At 38.4% G+C, this 24,418-nt stretch carries 26 protein-coding genes; 16 read left to right on the top strand and 10 right to left on the bottom strand.

Translation table 11 applies throughout. The annotated features are described in order from the left end of the window. The first annotated feature begins 1 nt into the window (after position 1). A complete protein-coding gene (locus G7B20_RS16175; RefSeq protein ID WP_164112468.1) occupies positions 2-793 on the top strand; it encodes a DUF4249 domain-containing protein in 792 nt (263 codons plus the stop codon). Here the strand turns inward: G7B20_RS16175 and G7B20_RS16180 are convergent. Beyond that, positions 790-1,329, bottom strand: coding sequence for a polysaccharide deacetylase family protein (locus G7B20_RS16180; RefSeq protein ID WP_370626385.1), 540 nt, complete (start codon positions 1,327-1,329; stop codon positions 790-792). The two genes, G7B20_RS16175 and G7B20_RS16180, sit on opposite strands and share 4 nt — an antisense overlap. 160 nt (positions 1,330-1,489) lie before the next feature. On the opposite strand from G7B20_RS16180, the gene G7B20_RS16185 reads away from it, so the two are divergent. From G7B20_RS16185 to G7B20_RS16195, 3 genes are read left to right on the top strand one after another with little or no spacing between them, the layout of a single operon-like run. Next, the gene (locus G7B20_RS16185; RefSeq protein WP_164112470.1) at positions 1,490-2,404 is read left to right on the top strand and encodes a helix-hairpin-helix domain-containing protein; all 915 of its coding nucleotides are present in this window, start codon (positions 1,490-1,492) and stop codon (positions 2,402-2,404) included. A 7-nt stretch (positions 2,405-2,411) separates the two neighbouring features. After that, the gene (locus G7B20_RS16190; RefSeq protein ID WP_164112471.1) at positions 2,412-2,939 is read left to right on the top strand and encodes an adenine phosphoribosyltransferase; all 528 of its coding nucleotides are present in this window, start codon (positions 2,412-2,414) and stop codon (positions 2,937-2,939) included. Between the two features lie 50 nt (positions 2,940-2,989). Then, positions 2,990-3,748 carry a TerC family protein gene (locus tag G7B20_RS16195; protein ID WP_164112472.1) on the top strand — a complete coding sequence of 253 codons (759 nt, stop codon included), beginning with the start codon at positions 2,990-2,992 and terminating at the stop codon, positions 3,746-3,748. 72 nt (positions 3,749-3,820) lie between these two features. Here the strand turns inward: G7B20_RS16195 and G7B20_RS16200 are convergent, their stop codons facing one another. Together G7B20_RS16200 and gpmI are read right to left on the bottom strand one after the other, a co-directional pair. Continuing rightward, a complete protein-coding gene (locus G7B20_RS16200) occupies positions 3,821-4,381 on the bottom strand; it encodes a hypothetical protein (protein WP_164112473.1) in 561 nt (186 codons plus the stop codon). Between the two features lie 13 nt (positions 4,382-4,394). Beyond that, positions 4,395-5,933 (bottom strand): 2,3-bisphosphoglycerate-independent phosphoglycerate mutase, encoded by a 1,539-nt coding sequence (gpmI, locus tag G7B20_RS16205; RefSeq protein ID WP_164112474.1) that lies wholly within the window; start codon positions 5,931-5,933, stop codon positions 4,395-4,397. A gap of 128 nt (positions 5,934-6,061) precedes the next feature. Here gpmI and G7B20_RS16210 point away from each other — a divergent pair, with 128 nt between their 5' ends. From G7B20_RS16210 to G7B20_RS16235, 6 genes are all read left to right on the top strand, one after another. Further along, positions 6,062-6,448 (top strand): DUF4783 domain-containing protein, encoded by a 387-nt coding sequence (locus G7B20_RS16210; protein ID WP_164112475.1) that lies wholly within the window; start codon positions 6,062-6,064, stop codon positions 6,446-6,448. An 80-nt stretch (positions 6,449-6,528) separates the two neighbouring features. Next, on the top strand, positions 6,529-7,386 hold the full coding sequence (nadC, locus tag G7B20_RS16215) for a carboxylating nicotinate-nucleotide diphosphorylase (RefSeq protein WP_164112476.1): 858 nt from the start codon (positions 6,529-6,531) through the stop codon (positions 7,384-7,386). 9 nt (positions 7,387-7,395) lie between these two features. After that, the gene (gene plsY / locus G7B20_RS16220; RefSeq protein ID WP_164112477.1) at positions 7,396-8,046 is read left to right on the top strand and encodes a glycerol-3-phosphate 1-O-acyltransferase PlsY; all 651 of its coding nucleotides are present in this window, start codon (positions 7,396-7,398) and stop codon (positions 8,044-8,046) included. Between the two features lie 70 nt (positions 8,047-8,116). Next, complete coding sequence (locus tag G7B20_RS16225) at positions 8,117-8,920, top strand: M48 family metallopeptidase (RefSeq protein ID WP_164112478.1); 804 nt, start codon at positions 8,117-8,119, stop codon at positions 8,918-8,920. A gap of 106 nt (positions 8,921-9,026) precedes the next feature. Further along, on the top strand, positions 9,027-10,103 hold the full coding sequence (locus G7B20_RS16230; RefSeq protein WP_164112479.1) for an agmatinase family protein: 1,077 nt from the start codon (positions 9,027-9,029) through the stop codon (positions 10,101-10,103). 120 nt (positions 10,104-10,223) lie between these two features. Further along, positions 10,224-12,437, top strand: a complete 2,214-nt coding sequence (locus G7B20_RS16235; RefSeq protein ID WP_164112480.1) for an NADP-dependent isocitrate dehydrogenase — start codon at positions 10,224-10,226, stop codon at positions 12,435-12,437. Positions 12,438-12,508: 71 nt separating this feature from the next. On the opposite strand, the gene G7B20_RS16240 is transcribed toward G7B20_RS16235, so the two are convergent. Next, on the bottom strand, positions 12,509-13,141 hold the full coding sequence (locus G7B20_RS16240; RefSeq protein ID WP_164112481.1) for a nitroreductase family protein: 633 nt from the start codon (positions 13,139-13,141) through the stop codon (positions 12,509-12,511). A 3-nt stretch (positions 13,142-13,144) separates the two neighbouring features. Then, positions 13,145-13,750, bottom strand: a complete 606-nt coding sequence (locus tag G7B20_RS16245; protein ID WP_164112482.1) for a TetR/AcrR family transcriptional regulator — start codon at positions 13,748-13,750, stop codon at positions 13,145-13,147. Between the two features lie 140 nt (positions 13,751-13,890). Between G7B20_RS16245 and G7B20_RS16250 the strand changes: the two genes are divergently transcribed. Continuing rightward, positions 13,891-14,712 carry a patatin-like phospholipase family protein gene (locus G7B20_RS16250; RefSeq protein ID WP_164112483.1) on the top strand — a complete coding sequence of 274 codons (822 nt, stop codon included), beginning with the start codon at positions 13,891-13,893 and terminating at the stop codon, positions 14,710-14,712. Between the two features lie 4 nt (positions 14,713-14,716). Here G7B20_RS16250 and hisD read toward each other — a convergent pair whose 3' ends face one another. After that, positions 14,717-16,009 (bottom strand): histidinol dehydrogenase, encoded by a 1,293-nt coding sequence (gene hisD, locus G7B20_RS16255; protein WP_164112484.1) that lies wholly within the window; start codon positions 16,007-16,009, stop codon positions 14,717-14,719. After that, positions 16,009-16,860: an ATP phosphoribosyltransferase gene (hisG, locus tag G7B20_RS16260; protein ID WP_164112485.1), complete on the bottom strand. Its 852-nt coding sequence runs from the start codon at positions 16,858-16,860 to the stop codon at positions 16,009-16,011. The genes hisD and hisG overlap by 1 nt, the downstream gene beginning before the upstream one ends. A 329-nt stretch (positions 16,861-17,189) precedes the next feature. Here hisG and G7B20_RS16265 point away from each other — a divergent pair, with 329 nt between their 5' ends. Together G7B20_RS16265 and G7B20_RS16270 are read left to right on the top strand one after the other, a co-directional pair. Next, positions 17,190-18,788 carry a M60 family metallopeptidase gene (locus G7B20_RS16265; protein ID WP_164112486.1) on the top strand — a complete coding sequence of 533 codons (1,599 nt, stop codon included), beginning with the start codon at positions 17,190-17,192 and terminating at the stop codon, positions 18,786-18,788. Between the two features lie 214 nt (positions 18,789-19,002). Continuing rightward, a complete protein-coding gene (locus tag G7B20_RS16270; RefSeq protein ID WP_164112487.1) occupies positions 19,003-19,890 on the top strand; it encodes a cation diffusion facilitator family transporter in 888 nt (295 codons plus the stop codon). Between the two features lie 12 nt (positions 19,891-19,902). On the opposite strand, the gene G7B20_RS16275 is transcribed toward G7B20_RS16270, so the two are convergent. Further along, positions 19,903-20,697 carry a sulfite exporter TauE/SafE family protein gene (locus tag G7B20_RS16275; RefSeq protein ID WP_164112488.1) on the bottom strand — a complete coding sequence of 265 codons (795 nt, stop codon included), beginning with the start codon at positions 20,695-20,697 and terminating at the stop codon, positions 19,903-19,905. A 199-nt stretch (positions 20,698-20,896) separates the two neighbouring features. On the opposite strand from G7B20_RS16275, the gene gdhA reads away from it, so the two are divergent. Then, positions 20,897-22,228 carry an NADP-specific glutamate dehydrogenase gene (gdhA, locus tag G7B20_RS16280; RefSeq protein WP_164112489.1) on the top strand — a complete coding sequence of 444 codons (1,332 nt, stop codon included), beginning with the start codon at positions 20,897-20,899 and terminating at the stop codon, positions 22,226-22,228. A gap of 75 nt (positions 22,229-22,303) precedes the next feature. Continuing rightward, positions 22,304-22,549, top strand: coding sequence for a hypothetical protein (locus G7B20_RS16285; RefSeq protein WP_164112490.1), 246 nt, complete (start codon positions 22,304-22,306; stop codon positions 22,547-22,549). 205 nt (positions 22,550-22,754) lie between these two features. Here G7B20_RS16285 and G7B20_RS16290 read toward each other — a convergent pair whose 3' ends face one another. Together G7B20_RS16290 and G7B20_RS16295 are read right to left on the bottom strand one after the other, a co-directional pair. Continuing rightward, a complete protein-coding gene (locus G7B20_RS16290) occupies positions 22,755-23,111 on the bottom strand; it encodes a Sir2 family NAD-dependent protein deacetylase (RefSeq protein WP_317166241.1) in 357 nt (118 codons plus the stop codon). A 59-nt stretch (positions 23,112-23,170) separates the two neighbouring features. After that, a complete protein-coding gene (locus tag G7B20_RS16295) occupies positions 23,171-23,467 on the bottom strand; it encodes a DUF2892 domain-containing protein (protein ID WP_164112491.1) in 297 nt (98 codons plus the stop codon). A gap of 109 nt (positions 23,468-23,576) precedes the next feature. Here G7B20_RS16295 and G7B20_RS16300 point away from each other — a divergent pair, with 109 nt between their 5' ends. Beyond that, positions 23,577-24,416 (top strand): ATP cone domain-containing protein, encoded by an 840-nt coding sequence (locus G7B20_RS16300; RefSeq protein WP_164112492.1) that lies wholly within the window; start codon positions 23,577-23,579, stop codon positions 24,414-24,416. Positions 24,417-24,418 lie beyond the last annotated feature (2 nt).

Below are 24,418 nucleotides of genomic sequence, written 5' to 3' on the forward strand. Positions count from 1 at the left end.
GATGAGACTATTTAGATTTAATATATTAATTGTCTTGATCCTTACGCTTGTATCATGTGAGGACTTGGTCGATATAGATTTGAATAAAGCAAACCCGAAGATTGTGATTGAAGCAGACTTGAATAACCTGAGCTCTGATCAAGTGATTTGGTTGACCCAAACTGTGGCTTTTGATTCGCCTGTGGCTAACCAGCCTGTTACCGGTGCGACAGTAGTCGTGAAAGATAGCGAGGGAAGAGAATTTGTTTTTGAAGACCAAGGGAATGGTGCCTATCGACGTAAAAACTTTAAACCCAAGGAGGAGTTAAGATATGATTTGACAGTGAATGTCAAAGGACAAGTATTTCTATCTTCAACCAAGATGATGCCTTTTGTGCCGATAGACTCATTGGCCATAAAGGAGGAGATTATTTTTGATGAGACTTACTATTCAGTGGTGCTAAAATTTGAAGATCAAAAAAATATAGCCAATTACTATAAATATAATATTTCTGTAAACGGATCTTCTTTTAAATTTGCAAGTACTTTTAGTGATAAGTTTAATGATGGTCTTTACGTGTCTCACGGTGTGACAGATAAAGATAACTCATTAGCTTTGGGAGATTCTGTTATCGTACGTAGACAGTGTGTAACGAAAGAGGTCTATACATATTGGAATCAAATCCAGATGTTGAACCCCGGTAGTGCAGCTCCGGCAAATCCAACGTCGAATATTTCGAACGGGGCATTGGGATTTTTCAGTGTCTGTAGTGCGAAAGATTACGGTGTTAGAATAGTATCAATCACCGATTAAAGAATATCGAAAGTATAACCTAACTGGGAGAAATGTTGGATCATTTTGGGGAGAGCATATTGAACACGCGGAATAGCTTTTAAGTTGTCGTGAAAGACGACGATGGATCCATTCTTTGTGTGTTTTAGAACGTTATGGTAGCATGCTTCTGGACTAAGGTTGGTGTCAAAATCTCCCGATAGAACATCCCAATAGATCAATTCAAAATCTTTACGTAATAATTTGATCTGAGATCTTTTGGCCCGAGCATAAGGTGGCCTAAAAAGATTGGACAATGTATGTTGCTGGCATAATCTGATATTCTCCATATATACGTCATCTGAAGTATCCCAGCCTTTTAGGTGGCTAAAAGTATGGTTGCCTAAACGATGACCTTCATGGAGAAGTCTCTGAAAGATCTCTGGATACTTGATTATGTTTTCTCCGACACAGAAAAATGTTGCCTGGATTTTGTGTTGCTTTAAAGTATCCAAAATCCAAGGTGTAATTTCTGGAATAGGGCCGTCGTCAAAGGTAAGATATATCTTTTTATCCATTCGTGACCTGTTCCAAGTCACGTCAGGGTACATCCAACGAAGAAAAAAAGGCGCATTGATGAAATACATTTCAAAATTCCGTATTAATTTCCCAAATTTAAGTAAACATTGTTAACCTGCGGGTCTAAAATATAAAAAGAGATCTATTTATGATAATCTTATGAAAAGACTTTTTAGTTATTTTGAACTGTCTTTGGCCGAACAAAGAGGGTTTATTACGCTCAGCCTCATAGTTTTGTTTTTGTTATCTATACCATATTTGTATGACGCTATACGAAAGGATGAATCGTTGGAACATGAAGTGATTCTATTCAATGATTTGAAAAGTGACAGTGTGTATTTTAATAGATTGACGGGCAGTAGGCCCCGGTTTTTGCAGTCAAAGGAGGTAGATTTGGATGAATTCGATCCCAATGGGCTATCTATAGAGCGGTGGACGAACTTAGGCTTGTCGGTTAAGCAGGCGCAAGTGATTAAAAATTTTGAGTCAAAAGGTGGGCGTTTCCGGAAGAAAGAAGATTTATCTCGGATCTACGCTATTTCGGAAGAAGATTATAAACGATTATTACCTTATATCAAGATTAACTCAATAGCGGATATTGGACATACTAGTTACGAACAAGGGACAGACTTTAAGAAAAAGGATAATGTTGTGTATCCGACCAAAGAAAGAAAAGAAGTCTTGGTTGATATCGGGAATGCCGATAGTACGGCGTGGGTGTTATTGAAGGGGATAGGTCCGGTTTTGGCGAAAAGGATTATCAAGTATAGGGAAGCATTAGGTGGTTTTCACGATGTCAATCAAATCGCTGAAGTCTATGGCCTGCCTTCAGAAACTTTCGCATTGATCAAAGATAAGCTCTATCTTCCTGAAGAACCAGTCAAGAAAATAAAAATTAATAAGACGTCCCTAAATGAATTGGCAAAGCATCCTTACATATCGTGGAAACAGGCCCAGTGGATTATAAATTATAGAGAGCAGCATGGCTTTTATGAAGACTTGAAAAGTTTGGAATCTATTCGACTATTGAATCAGGATTTTTTCCGTAAAATTGAGCCTTACTTAGAGTTTTAAAATTAATATGATAGAATCAAAGTTAAAAGCTATTGTTCGGGATATACCGGATTTTCCGAGTCCAGGTGTTTTGTTTAAGGATATAACTCCAATTTTAAAAGACGCAAAGCTCTGCTCTGAGATTGTTGAAGAGTTTGTGAAAAGGTTGAATGGATTGGATATTGACGTAATTGCTGGTGTAGAAAGCAGAGGGTTTCTCTTTGGACTAATGCTCGCCAATAGGTTGGGGATTCCTTTTGTTCCCATACGGAAGCAGGGACGACTACCTTATAAAACCGTGTCAGAGTCTTACAAACTGGAGTACGGGCAAGCCACCATCGAGGCCCATGAGGATGCTTTCGAAAGCGGAGCGAAAGTGTTGATACACGATGACCTATTGGCTACTGGTGGTACTGTAGTGGCAACGGCCAAATTGATTGAAAGGCTAGGTGGCGAAGTTGTCGGGTTCTCTTTTATAATAAGTTTAGATTTTCTGAAAGGAGAGGGGCGACTGTCACGCTTTAGTGATCATATAATTTCTTTGGTCAGGTATTAGGATTATTCGTTCTATTTTATATTTTTACGTCTTAAAATTATACTTTATATATGGAATGGATTACTGATCCCCAAATTTGGATTTCGTTTTTGACATTGACGGTATTGGAAATTGTCCTAGGGATAGACAATATCGTTTTTATTTCGATTCAAAGTGCTAAGCTGCCGTTGGAACAACAGAAAAAAGCAAGGCAAATAGGTCTTTTACTTGCTTTGGTAATGCGTGTATTACTGCTTTTTTCTATCAAATGGGTGATGGGGTTGACTGCTCCTCTTATCAACTTTGCTGAATGGTTTAATATAACTAATGAGAAATATGCACGTTATCTTGTGTTATCTGGACGTGATTTAATCCTTTTTATAGGTGGTTTGTTCTTGATCTATAAAAGTACAACTGAGATTCACCATAAAGTAGAGGGCCATGCCGAAACGTCAACCGCGGGTAAAAAAGTAGTTTCTTTTGCATCTATAATTATGCAGATACTTATCCTTGATTTAGTATTCTCCTTGGATTCGGTAATCACCGCTGTGGGGATGGTCGATCAGATTGGTGTGATGATCGCTTCAGTTATTGTAGCAATAGGAATTATGCTGGTATCAGCGGAATCAATAAGCCGGTTTGTGAATGATCATCCATCCGTAAAAATGCTAGCTTTAGCTTTCTTACTTTTGATTGGTGTTTCACTGACGGCAGAAGCGTTTGATCAACATATCCCTAAAGGATACATCTATTTTGCAATGGCTTTCTCTGTTCTTGTGGAGTATCTTAATCTGAGAGCGCAGAAGAAGGCTGCTGCTCGACATAAGTAAAATGTTTCATAATGCAAAAAAGGCATCCTCAGCTGAAATGAGGATGCCTTTTTTGCTTCGTGAAAATCCTATTTAAAAAGGTTTACCGATTTGTTCTTCGATTCTGCCTTTTATCTGATAGTGATGACTTCCTAGGGCTTTAACAACTTGCGTTTTGTCAACGCTATAACTCTTTCCTTTGATGTATTCTAAATTTTCCTCTGTGTCATAGAGAAGATTTTTTGTGACTTTTTTAATTGTAAAAATAGAAGGAATACCATTATCATATACAATTTTTAAAGATGATAGATCTAGAGCAGAATCCTTGAAACTGTAAGTTACCGTATTGCCAATACTGTCTTTGTGATAGCTACCGCGATAGGCAGCTTTGTTAATATCAATAGAAGTGAAATTGGCGAGTTCTTTTTGCCAATCGGAGACAGTTAGCTGTTTGGTTTCTGATATACTGTCTTTTTTTACAGTCTTTGTAACTGTAGGTCTCTTTGAATTCAACAATGCAATCTCATTTTGAAAAAAAGAAGGTATATCAATCTCTAGGTCATTTGAATTATGTGCATTATTAGAAGCAGAAGTACAGGATGAAGTAAAAGCAGTAATGCATAGTATGCTTACTGCTTTTGTAATTCTTATCATGCGGGATAGTTTGCTAGTATACCAAAACATCTCCGGTCATTTCTTTAGGGATAGTCAACCCCATGATTTTAAGTATTGTTGGAGCAATATCACCTAATTTGCCATCTTTGATATGCTTATAATCTTCATCAATCAATATACATGGCACTAAATTAGTCGTATGCGCTGTATTTGGAGAGCCGTCCGCATTGCGCATAAATTCAGAATTGCCATGGTCTGCTAAGATAATGAAAGAATATCCATATGATAAACCAACCTCTACAACTTGTTGTGTACACCGATCTACCGTTTCAACAGCTTTGACTACAGCATCAAATACACCTGTATGTCCTACCATATCCGGATTAGCAAAATTAAGGCAGATAAAATCAGGTTGATTTTCTCTAATATCATCTGTAATTGCCTGGGTAATGGCAACAGCACTCATTTCAGGTTGCAGATCATATGTCGCGACTTTTGGTGAAGGAATTAAAAGTCGTCTTTCATTTTCAAACTCAGCTTCTTGGCCACCCGAAAAGAAAAAAGTCACATGAGGATATTTTTCGGTTTCGGCTATTCGTACTTGACTTTTTCCCTGTAAAGCTAATGCCTCGCCCAATGTTTTAGAAAGGTTGTCTTTTTGAAATACTACGTTGATATTTTTGAATGTTTCATCATAGGCTGTCAAAGTAACATAATGTAAATTTAGAGGATGCATACCATATTCTGGAAAAGCCTCTTGGGTGAGTGCAATGGTGATCTCCCGACCTCGGTCTGTCCGGAAATTAAAACAGATGACAACATCCCCATCAGCGACTGTAGCTATTGGGGTATTTGTCTCGTCTACAATAACAATAGGTTTTATGAATTCATCGGTAATACCGTCATCATAGGAAGCCTGTACGCTAGCGACTACATCTGTTGAATGTGTTCCTATACCTTTAGTTAATAAATTGTAAGCTTGCTGAACGCGCTCCCAACGATTATCCCGATCCATCGCATAGTATCTACCTATAGCGGAAGCTATTTTTCCACAGGAATGTACTAGATGATTTTTAAGATCTTGCAAGTAGGGAACTCCTCCATTAGGATCAGTGTCTCTGCCATCCATAAAGGCATGTATGAAAACTTGATCATCCCGCAGTCCAAAAAATTGTGCGGCGTCGCATAAAGCTTTTAAATGATCGATATGTGCGTGCACGCCACCGTCAGATAACAAACCTATGAAGTGTACCTTCTTCTGGTTTGTCTGTGCGTAACTAAATGCATTTTGAATCGTTTGATCACGATTGAACTCTCCGTCGCGAGCAGCCTTATTAATACGGCCTAACTCTTGATATACTACCCTGCCTGCACCTAAGTTCATATGGCCGACCTCAGAATTTCCCATCTGTCCTTGCGGAAGTCCCACCGATTCGCCTGATGCTTCTAACTTAGAGTTAGGATAGCCTGCCAATAGCTTATCAAGAAAGGGCTTTTGAGCGGCTAAGACTGCGTTTGAACTATCTTCTTTGCCATACCCTAATCCATCCAGGATAAGTAGGGCTACTTTTTTTTGATTTAAATTGTCCACACACAAATATAATGATTTTAAAAGATAATGTTTTCACTATGCTTGGTTTAAAAAGCACATTTGTGGCATACTTTTAGCTTGCTATTTGCCATTTTAAGCTTATTATGCTTCGTTACCTATTGTATCTTATGATGACTAAAAACTTGATTTTCCTTGCTATTCCGTCTATAATTTTACTATGCTCATTTCAAATTATTAATTTAAATAACAATATAATCCAAGGACTAAAAGCGAATAATGCCAAGGCAGTTGCCAAATATTTCTCATCCTCTATTAGTCTCTCTATTGATAAAGAAGAACAAGTCGTAACCCGGTTTCAGGGCGAATTGCTTCTTGCTGATTTTTTTAGACAGCATAAAGTGACAGAAGTCAAAAGGGTTACTGCCTCTGGTGGTAACCAATCAAACCGCTATTTTATCTATAATGTCAAGACTGCAAATAGAAATTTTCGCGTTCTAGTGAAAGTCATTGAATTGAAGGGAGCTGCATCAATATCTGAGCTCCGGATAGATTGATTTTTGAAGAGTTAATAAACAATAATTTTTTAGAATAAATTTATTTTATTCATCTTAGCTTATTATTTGAAACAAATTAAATGGATCGAGAGTATAAGAAAGAGCTTAGTTTTTTTGTACAACAGGCTTTGAGGGAGGATGTTAGGGACGGAGATCATACCTCTTTAGCAGCTTTGCCCGAGGATAAAATGGGGGAAGCTAAACTGCTAGTGAAAGAAAATGGTATTGTAGCAGGAGTTGACGTAGGAGTTGAAATATTGAAAGAAGTAGATCCTACGCTACAAATTGAAGTTTTTATTAAGGACGGTGATAAAGTGAATGTGGGAGATATCGTGTTGACTACAAAAGGTAGGATTCATTCTATTCTTAAAGCAGAACGCTTAGTACTTAATGTCATGCAGAGGATGTCAGGGATAGCTAGTAGAACAGCGCAGTATGTCAAGGAATTAAGTGGCACAAAGGCTAGAGTATTGGACACAAGAAAGACCACGCCTTTACTTCGATTTTTAGAAAAGAGAGCTGTTGTTGTCGGAGGAGGGGTGAATCACCGTTTTGGCCTGTACGACATGATTTTGATTAAGGATAACCATGTTGATTATGCGGGAAGTGTTTTTCAAGCGGTGTCTAATGCGTTAAAGTACAAGATAGAAAAGGGAATCGATATACCGATAGAAGTAGAGGTGCGTAATTTTCAGGAACTTGAAGAATTGATGGGCTGCAATGGTGTTGAGCGCGTGATGTTTGATAATTTCACACCGGAAAATGTAAAAAGAGCCGTAGAATTGGTAAATGGTAAGATGATGACAGAGGCTTCGGGCGGAATTACATTAGAGACAATACGTAGCTATGCCGTGACTGGTGTAGATTTTATATCAGTAGGAGCGTTGACCCATTCGGTAAAAAGTCTAGATTTAAGTCTTAAAGCCAAACTTATTTAATTGGAATTGATGATTTCTATTTACTTAGTAAGTATCGTAATTCTAGCCTATATATTTGGATCAATACCGACTGCTGTTTGGTTTGGACAAGCATTTTATGGTGTGGATGTTAGGGAATATGGAAGTGGGAATGCTGGTGCCACCAATACCTTTCGTGTGTTGGGTAAAAAAGCGGGTGCAATCGTGATGTTTGTTGATATATTTAAGGGATGGACGGCCACTAACCTACCGTACCTATTGGATTCATCCATAGTTGGCGATTATCGATCACCGCATTTTGTGAATTTTCAGCTCGCGTTAGGAGTTATCGCTGTTTTGGGGCATTTGTTTCCGCTTTTCGCAGGATTCAGAGGAGGAAAGGGCGTTGCGACTTTGTTTGGGATGGTGTTGGCTATTCACTGGCCTGCCGCGCTATGCTGTGTATCTGTATTTATTTTATGTTTGTTGATTACCCACTATGTATCGTTGAGTTCAATCTCTGCCGGGTTTACCTTTCCGATAACATTAGCTTTAATATTTAAGACAACAGTACCCTCGATCATGCTTTACGCTATTGCAATATGCGCGTTAATATTGATTACACATCAGAAAAATATAGAACGTTTACTGAAGGGGCACGAGTCCAAAATTTATCTATTTAAAAAAAGACGAAACGATTAGTTTTTTAGGCATAGGAATTGTTAATTATTTCTTGTATTTGGCTTAGCCATCGCAGATAAAAAATATTTTGATGAAAAAGTTATTTAAATACACAGCTATAGTATTGATGGCGGGAGTGGTCGCCGGCTGTGCAACCTCAGCTATCACAGGTCGAAAGTATCTTAAATTGGTCGATAGTAGCGCTATTAATGAACAAGCCGCGTTGGCGTACAAAGAGTTTCTGTCAAATTCTAGTACAAGAGTGGTTACCGGTACCGCTAATGCCACAGCAGTAAAGCGTGTTGGAAATAACATCGCGGCTGCAACTATGAGATTTCTTAAGGAAAGAGGTATTGCCGATCGATATAATTTTAATTGGGAATTTAATTTAATTGAAAATGATGAAGTAAACGCTTGGTGCATGCCGGGTGGTAAGGTCGCTGTTTTTACGGGTATTTTACCGTTTACGGGCACGGATGCTGGACTGGCTACAATAATGGGGCATGAGATCGCACATGCTATTGAAGAACATTCAGTAGCACAGGTGTCAAACAAGATCGCTGCTCAAGGGTTAGGTCAGATCATCGGTGTTGCTTCGCAAACCACTGATAATAAATGGATCGATGCGCTTAATCTAACTTACGGCATCGGTGCTCCTATCGGTATGTTGAAATTTTCGCGAGAGGACGAACTAGCTGCCGATAAGGCTGGGCTTATCATAATGGCAATGGCTGGATATGACCCTAATGCTGCAATTAAATTTTGGGAGCGCATGGCCAGTGCTAAGTCCGGCAATCAACCGGCAGAATGGTTGAGTACTCACCCTAATGATGCTAGAAGAATAACGCAATTGCAGAGTTTGATACCCGAAGCTATGAAGTATTATAAAAAATAGGGTTTTGGAAACTCCTAGGTATATATACGAAAACAGCAGCCATTTGGTTGCTGTTTTATTTTTATAGAAATAGTATCTTTGCGCATTGTAGTTAAAAATACATTTTATGTCGACAAAACAAGAAAAGATAGCAAATTTTGATCCATCCCAACCGGGGTTGGCAGATGCAAGTATTTATGGATTGCCGTTTTCTGCGGATGAGAGTGAAGTTATTATTGTCTCTGTACCATGGGAGGTGACAGTGAGTTATGGAGCAGGAGCATCGGACGGGCCTGGGGCCATATTTGATGCGTCTTTTCAAGTTGACTTATTGCATCAGGAGTTTCCTGAGTTATGGAAACTAGGTATTTATTTGGATGAAGGGCCAGCACATTGGAAACCCAATAGTGACTTATATAAAGCAATGGCACAGCCAATCATCGAGGCGCTTGAAAATGGACAGAATATCGAAGACTTCCCTGCATTAAAAACTGATTTGGATAAAATAAATGAAGCTTCGAAGGTATTAAATCGCGAATTAAAGGAACGGGTATCGTCTTGGATAAAGAAGGGTAAAAAAGTGATCCTATTGGGAGGAGACCATTCTACCCCTTATGGTTATTATGAGGCGTTGGCAGCAAGCTATGGTACTTTTGGGATACTTCATTTCGATGCACATATGGATCTACGTATCGCTTATGAAGGATTTACATTTTCACATGCTTCAATTATGTATAATGCCATCCAGCTTCCTGAAGTAACAAAGTTAGTTCAAATTGGAATCCGTGATTTCTGTGAGCAGGAGGTAGAAGTTGTCAGAGTTTCTGAAAAAGTAAAAGTCTTTACAGATGCTGATTTAAAGAAAGAACAATTTGAAGGCAAGACCTGGAAAGAGCAGGTCGATGAGGCCATTGCTTTACTGCCTGCCAATGTTGCTGTGAGCTTTGATATAGATGCTTTATATCAATGGTATTGTCCAAATACAGGCACACCGGTACCTGGAGGGGTATCCTATGAGCAAGCCGTATATGCTTTAAGTCGTCTAGCAGAATCTGACAGGAAAATAATAGGTATGGATCTTGTAGAGGTCGCTCCGGGGGAGGATGAATGGGATGGGAATGTTGGTGCGCGCCTATTATACCATATGTGTGGCGTCATAGCCAAGAACAATGGCTTGAAGGTTGGAGATAAAGTCATATTTTAGGCTTTTATGGGGATTTACCCTTTGATTTTGTTATCTTTAGACGAATTTTAACGATATAATCAACTATTGTTAATATTCAGGATCTTAAATCGAAAAAATTATAATATTTCAACAGAAACTATGTCTTCTAAGATTATTTACACTAAAACAGACGAGGCGCCATTATTGGCTACTTATTCATTTTTACCGATTGTACAAGCATTTGCAAAAACGGCTGATATTGACGTTGAATTGAGAGATATTTCGTTAGCGGGACGTATCCTTGCTAATTTCAATTCCTATTTGACACCTGAACAACAAACAACTGATACGTTGGCTGAATTGGGACAACTGGCAACTACACCTGACGCAAATATTATTAAATTACCAAATATTTCGGCTTCGATACCTCAATTGAAAGCGGCTATCGCCGAATTACAGCTTGCAGGTTATGCGGTGCCTAATTACCCAGATAACCCTTCTAATGATGAGGAAGAGAAAATCAAAGCCGGTTATGCAAAGGTATTAGGCTCTGCTGTGAATCCAGTATTGCGAGAAGGAAACTCGGATCGCAGAGCACCGAAAGCTGTGAAGAACTATGCAAAGACAAATCCACATAGAATGGGCGCTTGGGCAGCAGATAGCAAAACTAAGGTTGCCTCTATGACGGAGGGCGATTTTTATGCTACCGAGCAATCTGTGACTATTGAAGAAGAATCTCAGTTTAAAATAGAATTTGTCGCTGAAGACGGTTCTGTAAAAGAATTGAAAGGTTTAGCTCCGCTAAAAGCCGGTGAAGTCATTGATTCTTCCGTCATGAATGTTGCTAAACTAAAAGACTTTGTTGCAGCTACTATTGCGGAAACGAAAGAAGCTGGAGTTTTGTTGTCAGCACACTTAAAAGCTACCATGATGAAGGTCTCAGACCCTATTATCTTTGGTGCTATCGTTGAAGTATATTTTAAAGAAGTATTTGCCAAGTATGGTGAATTGTTCGCTTCTTTAGGTATCAATAAGAATAATGGCTTGGGCGAGGTACTTGCTAAAATAGCTGGTAATGAAAAAGAAGGCGAAGTTAAAGCGGCTATTGAGTCTGCTATTGCTAATGGTCCTGATTTGGCTATGGTTAATTCGGATAAAGGAATTACCAACCTACATGTACCTTCTGATGTGATTGTCGATGCTTCTATGCCAGCGATGATACGTATAGGTGGTAAAATGTGGGATAAAACAGGTGCAGAACGTGATACTATTGCGATGATCCCTGATCGTTCGTATGCAGGTGTCTACGAAGCTATGATCGAAGACTGTAAAGAAAATGGTGCCTTAGACCCAAAAACAATGGGTTCGGTACCAAACGTAGGTTTGATGGCGCAGAAAGCAGAGGAATACGGTTCTCATGACAAGACTTTCCAAGCAACAGCTAAAGGAACAATTCGTGTTGTCGGTGCAAATGGCGATGTATATATGAGTCAAGCTGTAGAAGCGGGCGATATCTTCCGTATGTGTCAGACAAAAGATGCTCCTATTCAAGACTGGGTTAAGTTAGCTGTTAATCGTGCTCGTCTATCGGCAACACCTGCAGTATTCTGGTTGGATGAGGCGCGTGCACACGATAGAGAGATTATCAAGAAAGTAGAGAAATACCTAGGTGATTTTGATACAAATGGTTTGGATATCTTTGTAATGTCTCCAGTAGAGGCTACAAAATTTTCATTGGACCGTATTCGTGAAGGTGAAGATACTATTTCCGTAACGGGGAATGTTTTACGCGATTACCTTACCGATTTATTCCCAATCTTAGAGGTTGGTACTTCAGCTAAGATGCTGTCTATAGTTCCTTTAATGAACGGAGGAGGTCTATTCGAAACAGGTGCAGGTGGTTCTGCTCCAAAACACGTTGAGCAGTTCTTAGAAGAAGGCTATTTGCGTTGGGATTCCTTAGGTGAGTTCCTTGCTTTACAAGCTTCTTTCGAGCATTTAGCACAAACACAGAACAATAGCAAGGCTCAGGTTTTGGCAGATGCTCTAGATGAGGCAAATGCATTGTTCTTGGCCAATGATAAATCTCCAGCACGTAAAGTAGGTCAGATAGACAACCGTGGCTCACATTTTTACCTGACTTTATACTGGGCGCAAGAATTAGCAAAACAAACTAAAGATGCTGATTTAGCAGCTAAGTTTGCCGCATTGGCACAAACGCTGACAGCCAATGAAGCTAAGATTAACGAAGAATTAATTGCTGCACAAGGTAAAGCGCAGGATATTGGTGGATATTACTTCCCTAATGATGCGCTTGCTTCTACAGCGATGCGTCCTTCAGCAACATTGAATGCTGCAATTGCGGGCTTTTAAGCAATTCTTAACTTATAAAAAAACGCCCTATACCGAATGGTTAGGGCGTTTTTGATAGAAACTATAAAAAATTAATTAAAATTGATGACGAAGTCTTCCGGTTTTGTTCTCACTTTTTTCAGGTTGACCAACCAATCATTTGACTCATCTCTGTAACCTAGTGCCAGTATCGTGACCGATTTCAGTCCCAATTTATCCAGGCCTAAAAGTTCATCCAGTTGTACATTCGTAAACCCTTCCATCGGCGTAGCATCCACACGTTGCTCTGCTGCGGCGGCTATAGCCATTCCGAAGCCGATGTAGGCTTGTCGGGCAGCATGTGCAAAGTGTTGCTCCTTGGTTTGTTGTGCAAACATCCCAAACAATGTATTCTTATAATCGTCTGAAGTTCCTAGCGGTAATTCCCGTTCTATTTCCTGCTGCGCGAATATGGCATCTACACGTTCTTTTGTATATTCGTCATAAGCCGCAAAAATCAATAGATGAGAAGAGTCTACAATTTGTGTTTGCCCGAATGCAATAGGTTGAATTTTAGCCTTAAGCTCGTGATTGCTTATCTGTATAACTTTAAACGGTTGTAATCCGGACGAGGTAGGAGCCATTCTGGCCGCTTCGATAATATAGTCTACTTTTTCTTGTGCTACCGGAGTGCCGTTCATCTTTTTTGTGGCGTATCTCCAGGATAGATCTTGTAATAAGCTCATTGTTTATTTGTTGTTTTTTAATGTAAATATAAAACCTTCAACGGCGTCTATTAGTGTTGCTGTAGGTGCTGAGGGAATATTGTCCTCTGATAATAGCGCAATCGCTACAAAACCATGAAGTGTAGACCAGAAGGTTTTGAGCTTCAGATGCTTATCTGCGGTGTTGTTTGCCGAGTCAGTTAAGATTTGTTCAATAGCATTATACATATAGTTTGAAGTACGTTGCATTTCTTTCGAGCTATTGATAGTCTCGCAGGGGGGGATTCCTAATCCAAACATGATTCTATAATGTTGTACGTAAGAAGATGCGAATCTCCAGTATGTATAGGCGATATCACGTAAGCGCTCGCTGGAATCCATTTTGTATTCAGGAATCAAACTCATCTCGTGCGATAGGATGCTGAACCCTTCTTTTGAGAAATACTCGATAATTGCTTCTTTACTTTCAAAGTGTTTATAGATTACAGGTGCACTATACTCGATGGCATCCGCAATTCTTCGGATAGAAAGGGCCTGCCAGCCATCCTCCATTATTATCTTCCACGATTGGGTGATAATTTTATTGCGTAGTTCCTCAATTTCACGTTCTCTTCTGCTTGCTGTACTCATGTGTTTAAACATTTAGTTAACACTGTTAGCAAAAGTAGCACCTGTTTTTGTTTTTTGCAAATATGACCAGTTTTTTAGACTTTCCGTTGACAAAAATAAATTTATCTTTTTTTTCATATCTTTAATCAAAACTGTATACAATGCAAAAACAGAAGGTATCTTTGATTTTAGGAAGTGGGGGAGCGCGGGGTATTTCTCAAATAGGTGCTATACAATGGCTCCTCGAGCAAGGAGTCGAAATAGATGAAGTAGTAGGGTGTTCCATAGGTTCCCTAGTCGGGGCTGCTTTTGCCGGAGGAAAAATAGGAGAGCTGGGAGAATGGATGAGCAAGCTGACAAAGCGAGAAGTATTTCGCTTAATGGATTTTTCGGATCCTAGATTTGGGATATTAAAAGGGCAAAAGGTGATGCGTACTTTACAGGAGGTTTTCGAAGATATTGATATTGAAAATTTACCCATAAGATATACTGCGGTAGCAACAGATCTCGCTAGCGAAAAGGAAGTTATTTTTCGCAGTGGCAGTATTTATTCCGCCATTCGAGCTTCTATAGCTATACCGGCTGTTTTCCAGGGAATACACCTTAAAAATCAATTTCTCGTAGATGGAGGGGTGTTAAATCCCGTTCCAGTAAATCATGTGCAAAATACCGATAATATAAAAATCGCCATCAATTTAGATGGATCTCCATGTTCAGCGAATCCAAAGGTCTATAGTAAACTTAATGCCATCGGGATACTACAGGAATCTTATATGGCTATGCGTCGACGACTTAGTATGCTTAGTATGCAGCTTTATAAGCCAGATTATATTGTTAACGTACCTTGCGATATTTCTGGAATATGGGATTTCGACAGGTCAGCCGATTTAATAAAAGCAGGTTACCAACTGGCTAAAGAGACGCTTTCTGATCCTATAAAAACCATTAAAGAGAGCCAAATAGAAATTTCTGGCTCTCTTTAATAAGTTATAGTGATGCTTTACGTATAGTGACCGCATTTTTGTGAGCGTGCAACCCTTCCAGTTCAGCCAGTATTTCTACAACGGAACCGATCTGTTCTAGACCTTGTTCATTTATTTGTTGAAAGGTAATTTTTTTGATAAAGGAATCTGTAGAAACCCCCGAATAAGATCGAGCGTATCCAGAAGTAGGCAATGTATGGTTCGTTCCTGAAGCATAGTCACCTGCACTTTCAGGAGTTAAGTGTCCTAAAAAAACAGATCCAGCATTGAGTATAAGAGAGGTGATAGACTGCCACGAATCCGTTTCTAGTATGAGGTGTTCTGGGGCGTATTGATTCGAAAAACTCATGGCTTTTCTTAAATCAGGAGTTAGTATAGCATATGAATTGGCCAGTGCTGCACTCGCGGTCTCCTTGCGAGGTAGCAGCTGAACCTGAGAGGCCAATTCTCTATTTACTTCTTCAATAAGATTAGCTGATGTCGACACTAGAACTGCTTGACTATCGGCCCCATGCTCTGCTTGTGCTAATAAATCGGCAGCAACATAACTAGGATTTGCTGTTTCATCTGCGATAATAAGAACTTCAGATGGTCCTGCCGGCATATCAATACTAACGTTAGTTTGAGCTTGTATTATACTTTTAGCCTTAGTAACAAACTGATTACCTGGTCCAAATATTTTATCAACTTTAGGGATGGTTTCGGTTCCAAACGCCATTGAAGCAATAGCTTGAGCTCCACCGACTAAGTATACACGATCTATTTTTAAAAGAGTAAGGCAGAATGCAATGAAACCGTTGATTTTACCCGACTTTTGAGGTGGAGAACAAACCACAATCTCTTTACAACCTGCTATTCTTGCCGGAACTCCTAACATGAGAAGAGTAGAAGGTAGAACTGCTGAGCCTCCAGGTATATACAAACCCACTCGTTCAATAGGGCGGATCTCTCGCCAGCATCTGACCCCAGGCATAGTTTCTGTTACTCTTTCTCTTTTCAATTGTGTACTATGAAATCGGTGTATGTTTTGAAAAGCAATTTCCAAAGCACGTTGCTGATCCCGGGAAATGGTAAGCGCTAGTTCTTCTATCTCATCTTTTTCGAGGTATATGTGTTCTAAGTTGACTTTATCAAACTTGGACGTATAGGCTTTCAACGCAATATCTCCATCTTTTTTGACCTGATCAATTATACTGTTGACCGTCTCTTGAATGGCATTATTTGGATCGGTGTTGCGCAAGGTTAAACGTTGTACCTCAGTCGGTAGTAGGTTTTCGTAATTGTATACTTTAAGCATTATAAAATAATTTTTTCGATTGGCATAACCACTATCCCTTGTGCTCCAGCCGATTTTAACTTATTAATTTTCCCCCAAAAGTCGTCTTCCGAAATCACCGTATGCACAGCGAACCAACCTTCCTCTGCCAAAGGAACAACAGTAGGGCTCTTTACTCCATGAAGAAGTTTAGTCACTTTTGGGAGATTTATTTTTTCAACATTTAACACGACATATTTAGTCTCTTTAGCACGAAGTACTGATCGTATACGCTGCAGTAATTCGCATAACACCTCGTTCTCTTCCAAACCTTCACGACCTATTAGTATAGCTTCGGACTTTCGAACATCAGCAAATGGTTTTAAACCATTGCTCTTCAATGTTCCTCCTGTAGACACTATATCACAGATCGCGTCACTCAAACCTAAACCCGGAGCTATTTCGACAGAACCTGATATCGTCTGTATATCAGCGGTGATCTTATATTCCTGAAGAAAATTCCTTAAAATAACAGGGTATGAAGTAGCAATAGACTTTCCGCTCAGATCTTTAAGATCGGTGATTGTCGAATCTCTTGGAATAGCCAACTTTAGCATGCATTTTCCGAATCCCAACCTTTGCAGATAAGTAACGCTGGATTCCGTCTCATCGATTACATTTTCACCGACGATACCGATATCTGCTATACCTTCTTCCACGTAGCCCGGGATGTCATCATCACGGAGGAATAGAATCTCTAGATTGAAGTTAGAAACAGTAGTAATTAGCGAGCTTTTGTAATTTTCGAAATCAAGACCACAGTTTTTTAAGAGTTGAACTGACTTTTCGTTTAATCTACCCGATTTTTGGATAGCTATCTTTAAATTTTTCAAAATGAATTGCTTAGTTGAAATTAAACTATTATTAATATTAAAATGAAATCGGAGGGGGATGCTTCACGTAGAAACACATAACATTACATATCGCCAAACTGGCGATGATGCATATGAATGTGATGTGATAGCGATGTTATCATTTATTAATAATAATTAGTCAAATTTATAGTTTTGTTAGAGAATGTGCAAGCTTTTTTTTCTTAAGATAAAAATTAAACAATCGTTTGCAATAAGATTCTACTCCTCATATTTGCATTGTCACTTTTTTGTTGCGTTCTTTTGAATCTATTATCTCTTATTTTAGATATTCTTATGAAGTAACAATTATGAAAAAAATTCTATGTACAGCACTTGCTTTAAATCTACTGACAGTAGGTTTGGACGCGCAGACCACATCTGATCTCAAGACGATCAATAGCAGCTTGTCTATTTTTAATGATCCTGTCGCTACAGCTCTAAAAACTGGTGTTAATACCAAGGAGGTTAATAATATATTAGATCCTGTTATTAAAGGTGTGGCTTTACAGATGTTGAAAGGAACTTATGATAATAGTTTCAAAATTAACACCTACAATGCTTTGCTTTCCCCCACAACATTAGGAAAAGAACTTAGTATCGGAAACGGGTACAGTAAATACGAGAATATAACGGGCGTCTATTTACCATTAGGCAGACATGTTGTCTTGGTAGAAGGAATTGATAAGGATAAGAAAGTGAACTTGGTGATTCCAAACTGGGAGCGCAAAGCGCCAAACCCTGAGGAGCCAACTAAGGATCCGAAAGGATGGGGAATAGAGAAGCAGACATTCGAACTGCAAAACGGAACCAATGTGATTGAATTGAAAGAATATGGAAGTTTGGCATATATCGACTATTTCTCGGATACCCCTTCAAAAGAAAAGCCTATCAAAGTCCACTTTATCACTGGCAAGACTAATGGATATTTCGATATCAAAAGACATAATAATACGGATTGGAATAAGTTAGTTGATAATGCGGTATTCCCGATACTGGATGGTATTGGAGAGCATATACAGATCGCTTATCCCGTTGAGGCGATCAAAAAGTATGCTTACGGAAAAGGAGTGGAGTTGATTAGTAATTACGACTCTCTTGTTTATCGACAACATCGGATATTGGGATTGATTAAGCATGGGAGGGTACCTCAAAATAAAATTTTATCACGGGTAAATTATAATTATTATATGTTTAGAGACGGTGATGGAGTAGCATACATGGGAGACAAAAAAGGCTATGCAATGAATCTTGTGGTAGATCCTAATCGAGTCGTAAAAGGTGATCCGTGTTGGGGATTCAGCCATGAAGTCGGTCATGTGCATCAGACACGACCTATGTTTAATTGGGGAGGCCTAGGGGAGGTGAGTAATAATTTGTTTTCATTGTATGTAACACGTTCTTTCGGTAACCCCACAAGAATATCCGAACAAGGAAATTATAAGACGGCAAAAGAAAAGATAATTGACGGTAAAATATCATTTCTACAGGATCCGGATGTCTTCAATAGATTAGTTCCATTTTGGCAGCTACAGTTATATTTTGAGGGAGCTGGAGCAAATCCCGATTTTTATCCAGATTTGTTCCAAACGTTTCGTGATCAAGCAAACAATAAGGATAGCTCTAATCAGGTGAAAAATACGAATTGGGCACAGGAACGTATGCAAGGCGAGCGAAATCCTGCAATTCACCAACTGAATTTTGTAAAAACAGCTTGTGAAGTTGCTAAAGTGGATTTAAGTGAGTTCTTCGATAAATACGGATTTTTCTATATTGGAGAGTTTGAGATGGATGATTACGGAAAGTATAGATATAAGATGACAGCAGATATGGTGGACGTTTGCAAAAATGAAATAAAGAAAATGGGATTGAAAAAGCCTGTATTGGATATCACATTGTTGAGGGATTAATATACCTGCTACAATTCTATATAAACCCAAACACCTCATAAGTGTTTGGGTTTATATTTACCCTAAAAGATCGCAGTTTGTTATCATTTTATATTTAACATAATGCAAATTATTAAACTTTTGTGCTTTTGAAAGAAGGTGTTGATCTTAAATATGCCATTTATGGATTCCATAGCCGAAATTTATTTGCTTACTTTGCATAAATATCTTAAACATGTCAAAAGCAGATAAAGCAGAAAAAACAATTTATTTTAGTATTTTAGGTAGTTTAGGTTTAGCTTTGATAAAATGGTTCGCCGGATTCTTTGGGAATTCATTCGCTCTAATTGCAGACGCCATAGAATCTTCAACAGATATTTTTTCTTCAATCTTAGTATTATTAGGGATCAAATATTCCAAACGTCCAGCTGATAAGACTCATCCATACGGTCACGGGCGCATCGAGCCTTTAATAACATTTATAGTCGTGTTGTTCTTAGTTATGTCAGCAACCGTAATCGCGCATCAAAGTGTGATAAATCTACGGACGCCACATGAACCTCCAGCTGCTTGGACACTTATTGTGTTAGGAGGAATTATTTTATGGAAAGAAACAAGCTATCAAATTGTTAACAGACGTGCAAAAGCGTTAAATAGCAGTTCTTTGAAGGCCGATGCGTGGCATCATCGTAGCGATGCTTTAACTTCAATAGCTGCATTTATAGGTGTTTCTATAGCAATATGTCTTGGTGAAGGGTATGAATATGCCGATGATTGGGCTGCTTTATTAGCTGCCGGTTTTATTTTATATAATTGTTATCGTATTTTCCGTCCTGCTTTAGGAGAAATTATGGATGAAAATATCTTTGAAGATTTGGTCGATCAGGTCAAAGAAATGGCATTGCTAGTTGATGGTGTTCTTGCCACGGATAAGTGTTTTGTTCGTAAAGTTGGGATGTTTTATATCATTGACCTTCATGCTGTTGTGGATTCAGATTTGACAGTCAAACAGGGACACGATATAGCTCATGCATTAAAGGATTATCTCATGGATAATATGTCCGACATCTCCAATGTTTTTGTGCATATTGAACCCTTTAATCCAGCTATGAAATGTGATTAATTATCCACAGAACTAATTTTTCAGAAGGAATTCGTTAATTATTATAAAGATTCCCACAAAAAAAATTAGAAATCCTAGTATTTTTTTTAATTGATTCCCAGTGAAGAATCGTAATAAATAGAATCCAATAAGCATTCCCAGTATCAAAGCACTTGTATACTGTAATACTAAATTCCAGTCAAATACAGTGAATTTTTCTAAATCTCCAACAAGTCCGAATAGGGAATTAATGGCAATAATAGCTAATGACGTAGATACGGCCCTTGTCATCGGCATTTTGTAAAAATTAATCAAAGCAGGTATAATTAAGAAGCCTCCTCCCGCCCCTACTACACCAGTTATAAAACCAACGCCTATACCCTGTCCTATTGTTGTCCCTTTGGAATATTTTTTTTCTATCTTCCAGTTCTGTTCGATTTTCCTGTTTATCATAGAGAAGGCAGAAAGAATCATAATACAGGCAAAGAAAATCATTAATACCGTATTTTGATGGATGCTCCAAGGGCCGATATTAAATACCTTCGGCACCAAAGGAAGAATAAATTGCCTTGTTAGGAAAACGGTAATTATGGAAGGAAGCCCAAAATCCAATACTTTCCGAAATTCTATCGTGCCTTTGGTGAAATTAATCACAGAGCCTATAAATGAAGATACACCAATAGCGAAGAGGGAATAAGTCGTTGATAAATTAGGGTCTACATGCAAAATATAGACAAGTACAGGAACAGTTAGAATAGACCCTCCACTCCCCATCATCCCAAGAGTGATACCTATTACAACTGCCAATAGAGAACCGAAAATTTCCATGCCTAAACACGGTAAATCTAATCAATTTTAGTATATGTAAGTACTTATTCAGCATAAAAAGTCTGCTTTTATAAAAATTAGTTATTAGGTAGGTTTAATTAGTAAACTTAATTTGTATTTCGTTTTTTATATTTTATTAAAGTAATTTGATTAAAATTGTTAAATTTGAAAACATCGAAATGTAATATTTATAATAATAATGCTAAACCTTAAGAATTTTATAAAACACGTAAAAGATCGGAATCCAAACGAGCCGGAGTTTTTACAAGCTGTAGTTGAAGTGGTTGAGGATCTTATACCGTATATTAACGAACATCATCCCGAGTTCGAAGAATTGAAAATTTTGGAACGTTTAACTGAACCCGAACGAGTTGTATCTTTTCGGGTAGCTTGGCTAGATGATGCAAACCAGATTCAAGTTAATAGAGGTTATAGAGTTCAGATGAATAGCGCTATAGGGCCGTACAAGGGAGGTTTGCGTTTTGCTCCAAATGTTAATTTAAGTATCCTTAAGTTTTTAGCGTTTGAGCAGGTATTCAAAAATTCACTTACAGGTCTACCAATTGGTGGTGGTAAAGGTGGTTCCGACTTTGATCCTAAGGGTAAGTCCGATAATGAAATCATGAGATTTTGTCAGTCTTTTATGACAGAGCTATATCGCCATATTGGGGCTGAGACAGATGTTCCCGCTGGAGATATCGGCGTTGGCTCTAGAGAAATCGGATATCTTTTTGGTCAATATAAGCGGATACAGAATAATTTTACTGGAGTTCTTACCGGTAAAGGTGTTCATTGGGGTGGCTCATATATTCGACCAGAGGCCACGGGTTATGGACTTTTATATTTTGTAGAATGTATATATGATTTTATAAATGAAGATATTGAAGGCAAGATTATCACTATTTCTGGAGCTGGGAATGTAGCCCATTTCGCTGCTGAGAAAGCAATCGCTTTAGGTGCAAAGGTAATCACCTTATCAAATAGCTCTGGTACTTTGTATGATAAAGAAGGCTTCACTTTAGAGAAATTGTCCTACATTGGTAGTTTAGGACGAGAATTGCACAAATATACAAAGAGATATAAAGTAGCAACATTTCATCCTGGAGAGAAGCCTTGGCAATTTAAATGTGATATTGCCCTCCCCTGCGCCACACAGAATGAACTGAACGAAGATGATGCCAAGAGGCTTATTAAAAATGGGTGCAAATGCGTGGCCGAAGGAGCCAATATGCCATCTACTGCGGAGGCTGTCAAAGTGTTCTTAAAAGCTAAAGTATTCTTCGCTCCAGGTAAGGCTGCCAATGCAGGTGGTGTAGCCGTTTCAGGCCTGGAGATGTCACAAAATTCTATCGGACAGCAATGGCCTTCAAGTAAAGTTGATGGCAGATTGAAGGCAATTATGGAAAATATTCATAAAGCATGTGTTCGTTATGGAAAAGAAGAAGGAGGCTATATTAACTATTTAAAAGGTGCAAATATCGGTGGGTTTATAAAAGTTGCGGAATCAATGAAGTCTCAAGGAGTTTTATAGATTGTAATCGACTTTAATATTTAGGCATTTAAAAGGATTTTCCTTACTTTGCGAGCTTATACAAATCAAAATAAAATGAGGGTATTAGCAGAGCTACCACATCCAGACTGTAAAATTTCGATCTTCGGCATGAATCAGAAATTTATAATAAAATTTGAACAAGGAAATCTAGAACAGTCCTATAAGATAGCAGAAGCAGATGTTTTAAACGGGGTCAATGGTATATTTGAAATTTTAGATGAGCGTTTTATAAATAAAGTTCTTGAAAACTTCTCTACGATGAGATTGAGTTTTAACGAAACTTATAATAGATATTATTAACATATTAATTTGTGTGTCAATAGAATAAAGGGGGGCATCGGCTCTCCTTTATTATTTATAAAAAGAATTTTTTTTTCCGAAATTTGTAACTATTCGGGGTAGGGCTACAGATGCTTTCTCTTCAAAAAAACACATGTTTTTCCGATTTCTATTTATTGGGGGTATATGCGGATCAACAACAATGATTTGGCAATCCGAGTCCGCTTCATAAACTAAATTGGCAGCTGGATAAACTTGCAGGGAAGTTCCTATAACCAATACTTTTACTACCAGCCCTCTCGTGTAAGTCATCTATGTTTTGTGTTATTATAGATACATCAGCATACTTCTCCAACTCTACCAATGCAAAATGTGCAGCATTGGGGTGAGCCTCAATACATTTTTTTCTTCTTTCGTTATAGAATCGTTGCACCAGCTCAGGATTCATTCTCCATGCTTCTGGCGTAGCTACTTCTTCGATATGATACCCTTCCCAAAGTCCGTCATTTCCTCTGAATGTTTGTAGGCCACTTTCTGCTGAGATACCTGCACCAGTTAAGACAACTACATTTTTAAGTTTCATAGGTTACAAAGATAAAAAAACAATAAAATATGTAGTTTGATTTTATTGCACTACTAATGTTATTTGACGAAATAGCGATGCTCTATGACCGTTACTTTGTCTTCTTCGTTAGTGATTTTATCAATAGCCGTTTTAATGGTACAATGTCCCGTAATCCCTCGATACATCAGCGCACCTCCGAGTGAGATCCCGGTAAAGGCTGCAAGAGGCCGTTTAATAATCTGTCTTATCCCTATCCCTAGTATAAATCCGCCCGCTACGACAGACAGTATCCTTTCGGAAGTCCCCAGATTTCTGTCTATACAATCCTCGTCAACTTTTTGTTTTATCTTCTCCAACGCATAGTTCAATAGCATATTCTTATCGTTTTAGTTTCGTTTATACAACAATCTATTTGATAATATGTTTTTTAGGACAGGTAATAAATTGTATATTGAAAAGGTATTTTTAATCGTAAATCAGGTAATGCAAGTAAAGAAACATTCAGGCGAACTCGTCCCCTTTAAACCGGAAAGCTTAAGATATTCTTTGTCACGATCGGGCGCTAGTCCAGAAGAAGTTGAAGGTGTATTTAATAGTATTCGAAGCAAACTTTACGACGGTATCTCTACGCGGGAGCTGTATGAATTAGCCTTTGATTACTTAAAGGCCTGTAGAGACACTTATGCGGCCCGCTACAGCTTAAAGAAAGCTCTTCGTGATTTAGGGCCTGAAGGATTCTATTTTGAAAAGTGGATCGCCAGGATATTTCAAGAAGAGGGGTATCAAGCTATAACGGGTCAAACTATACAAGGGCATGCTGTCAGCCATGAAATCGATGTGGTCGCCTGTAAAGGGGATGACCTTTTAGCAATTGAATGTAAGTTCCGGAATGATGTAGACGCAAAGATATCTGTTACGACACCGATGTACTTTATGTCTAGGGTAAAGGATATATCCGATATTATCTATACTTTTTTCAATAAATCGTTAAAAATATCCGGTGGATGGCTTGTCACCAATGCTTACTTAACAACAGATTCGATAAAGTTTGGCGAGTATCACGGTATGAATCTGTTGTCTTGGGATTACCCGAAAAGTAATAGCCTAAAGTCAAGAGTAGATAGCAATGGCGAGTATCCTATTACTTGTTTGACTTCACTAAATGAACAGGACAAAGCGAGGTTGTTAAAAGCACAGTGTATTCTCGTTAAAGATATTATTAGGGACCCTAAGTTTTTGCAGATTATAACTATAGGACAAAAGAGAGAAAAACAGGTCTTAGAAGAGGCTGAAAGCTTAGTAAATAGTCCTTTGGGACATTAGGG

This window comes from Sphingobacterium sp. xlx-96 (genome assembly GCF_011007365.1).
Taxonomy (GTDB): Bacteria; Bacteroidota; Bacteroidia; order Sphingobacteriales; family Sphingobacteriaceae; genus Sphingobacterium; species Sphingobacterium luzhongxinii.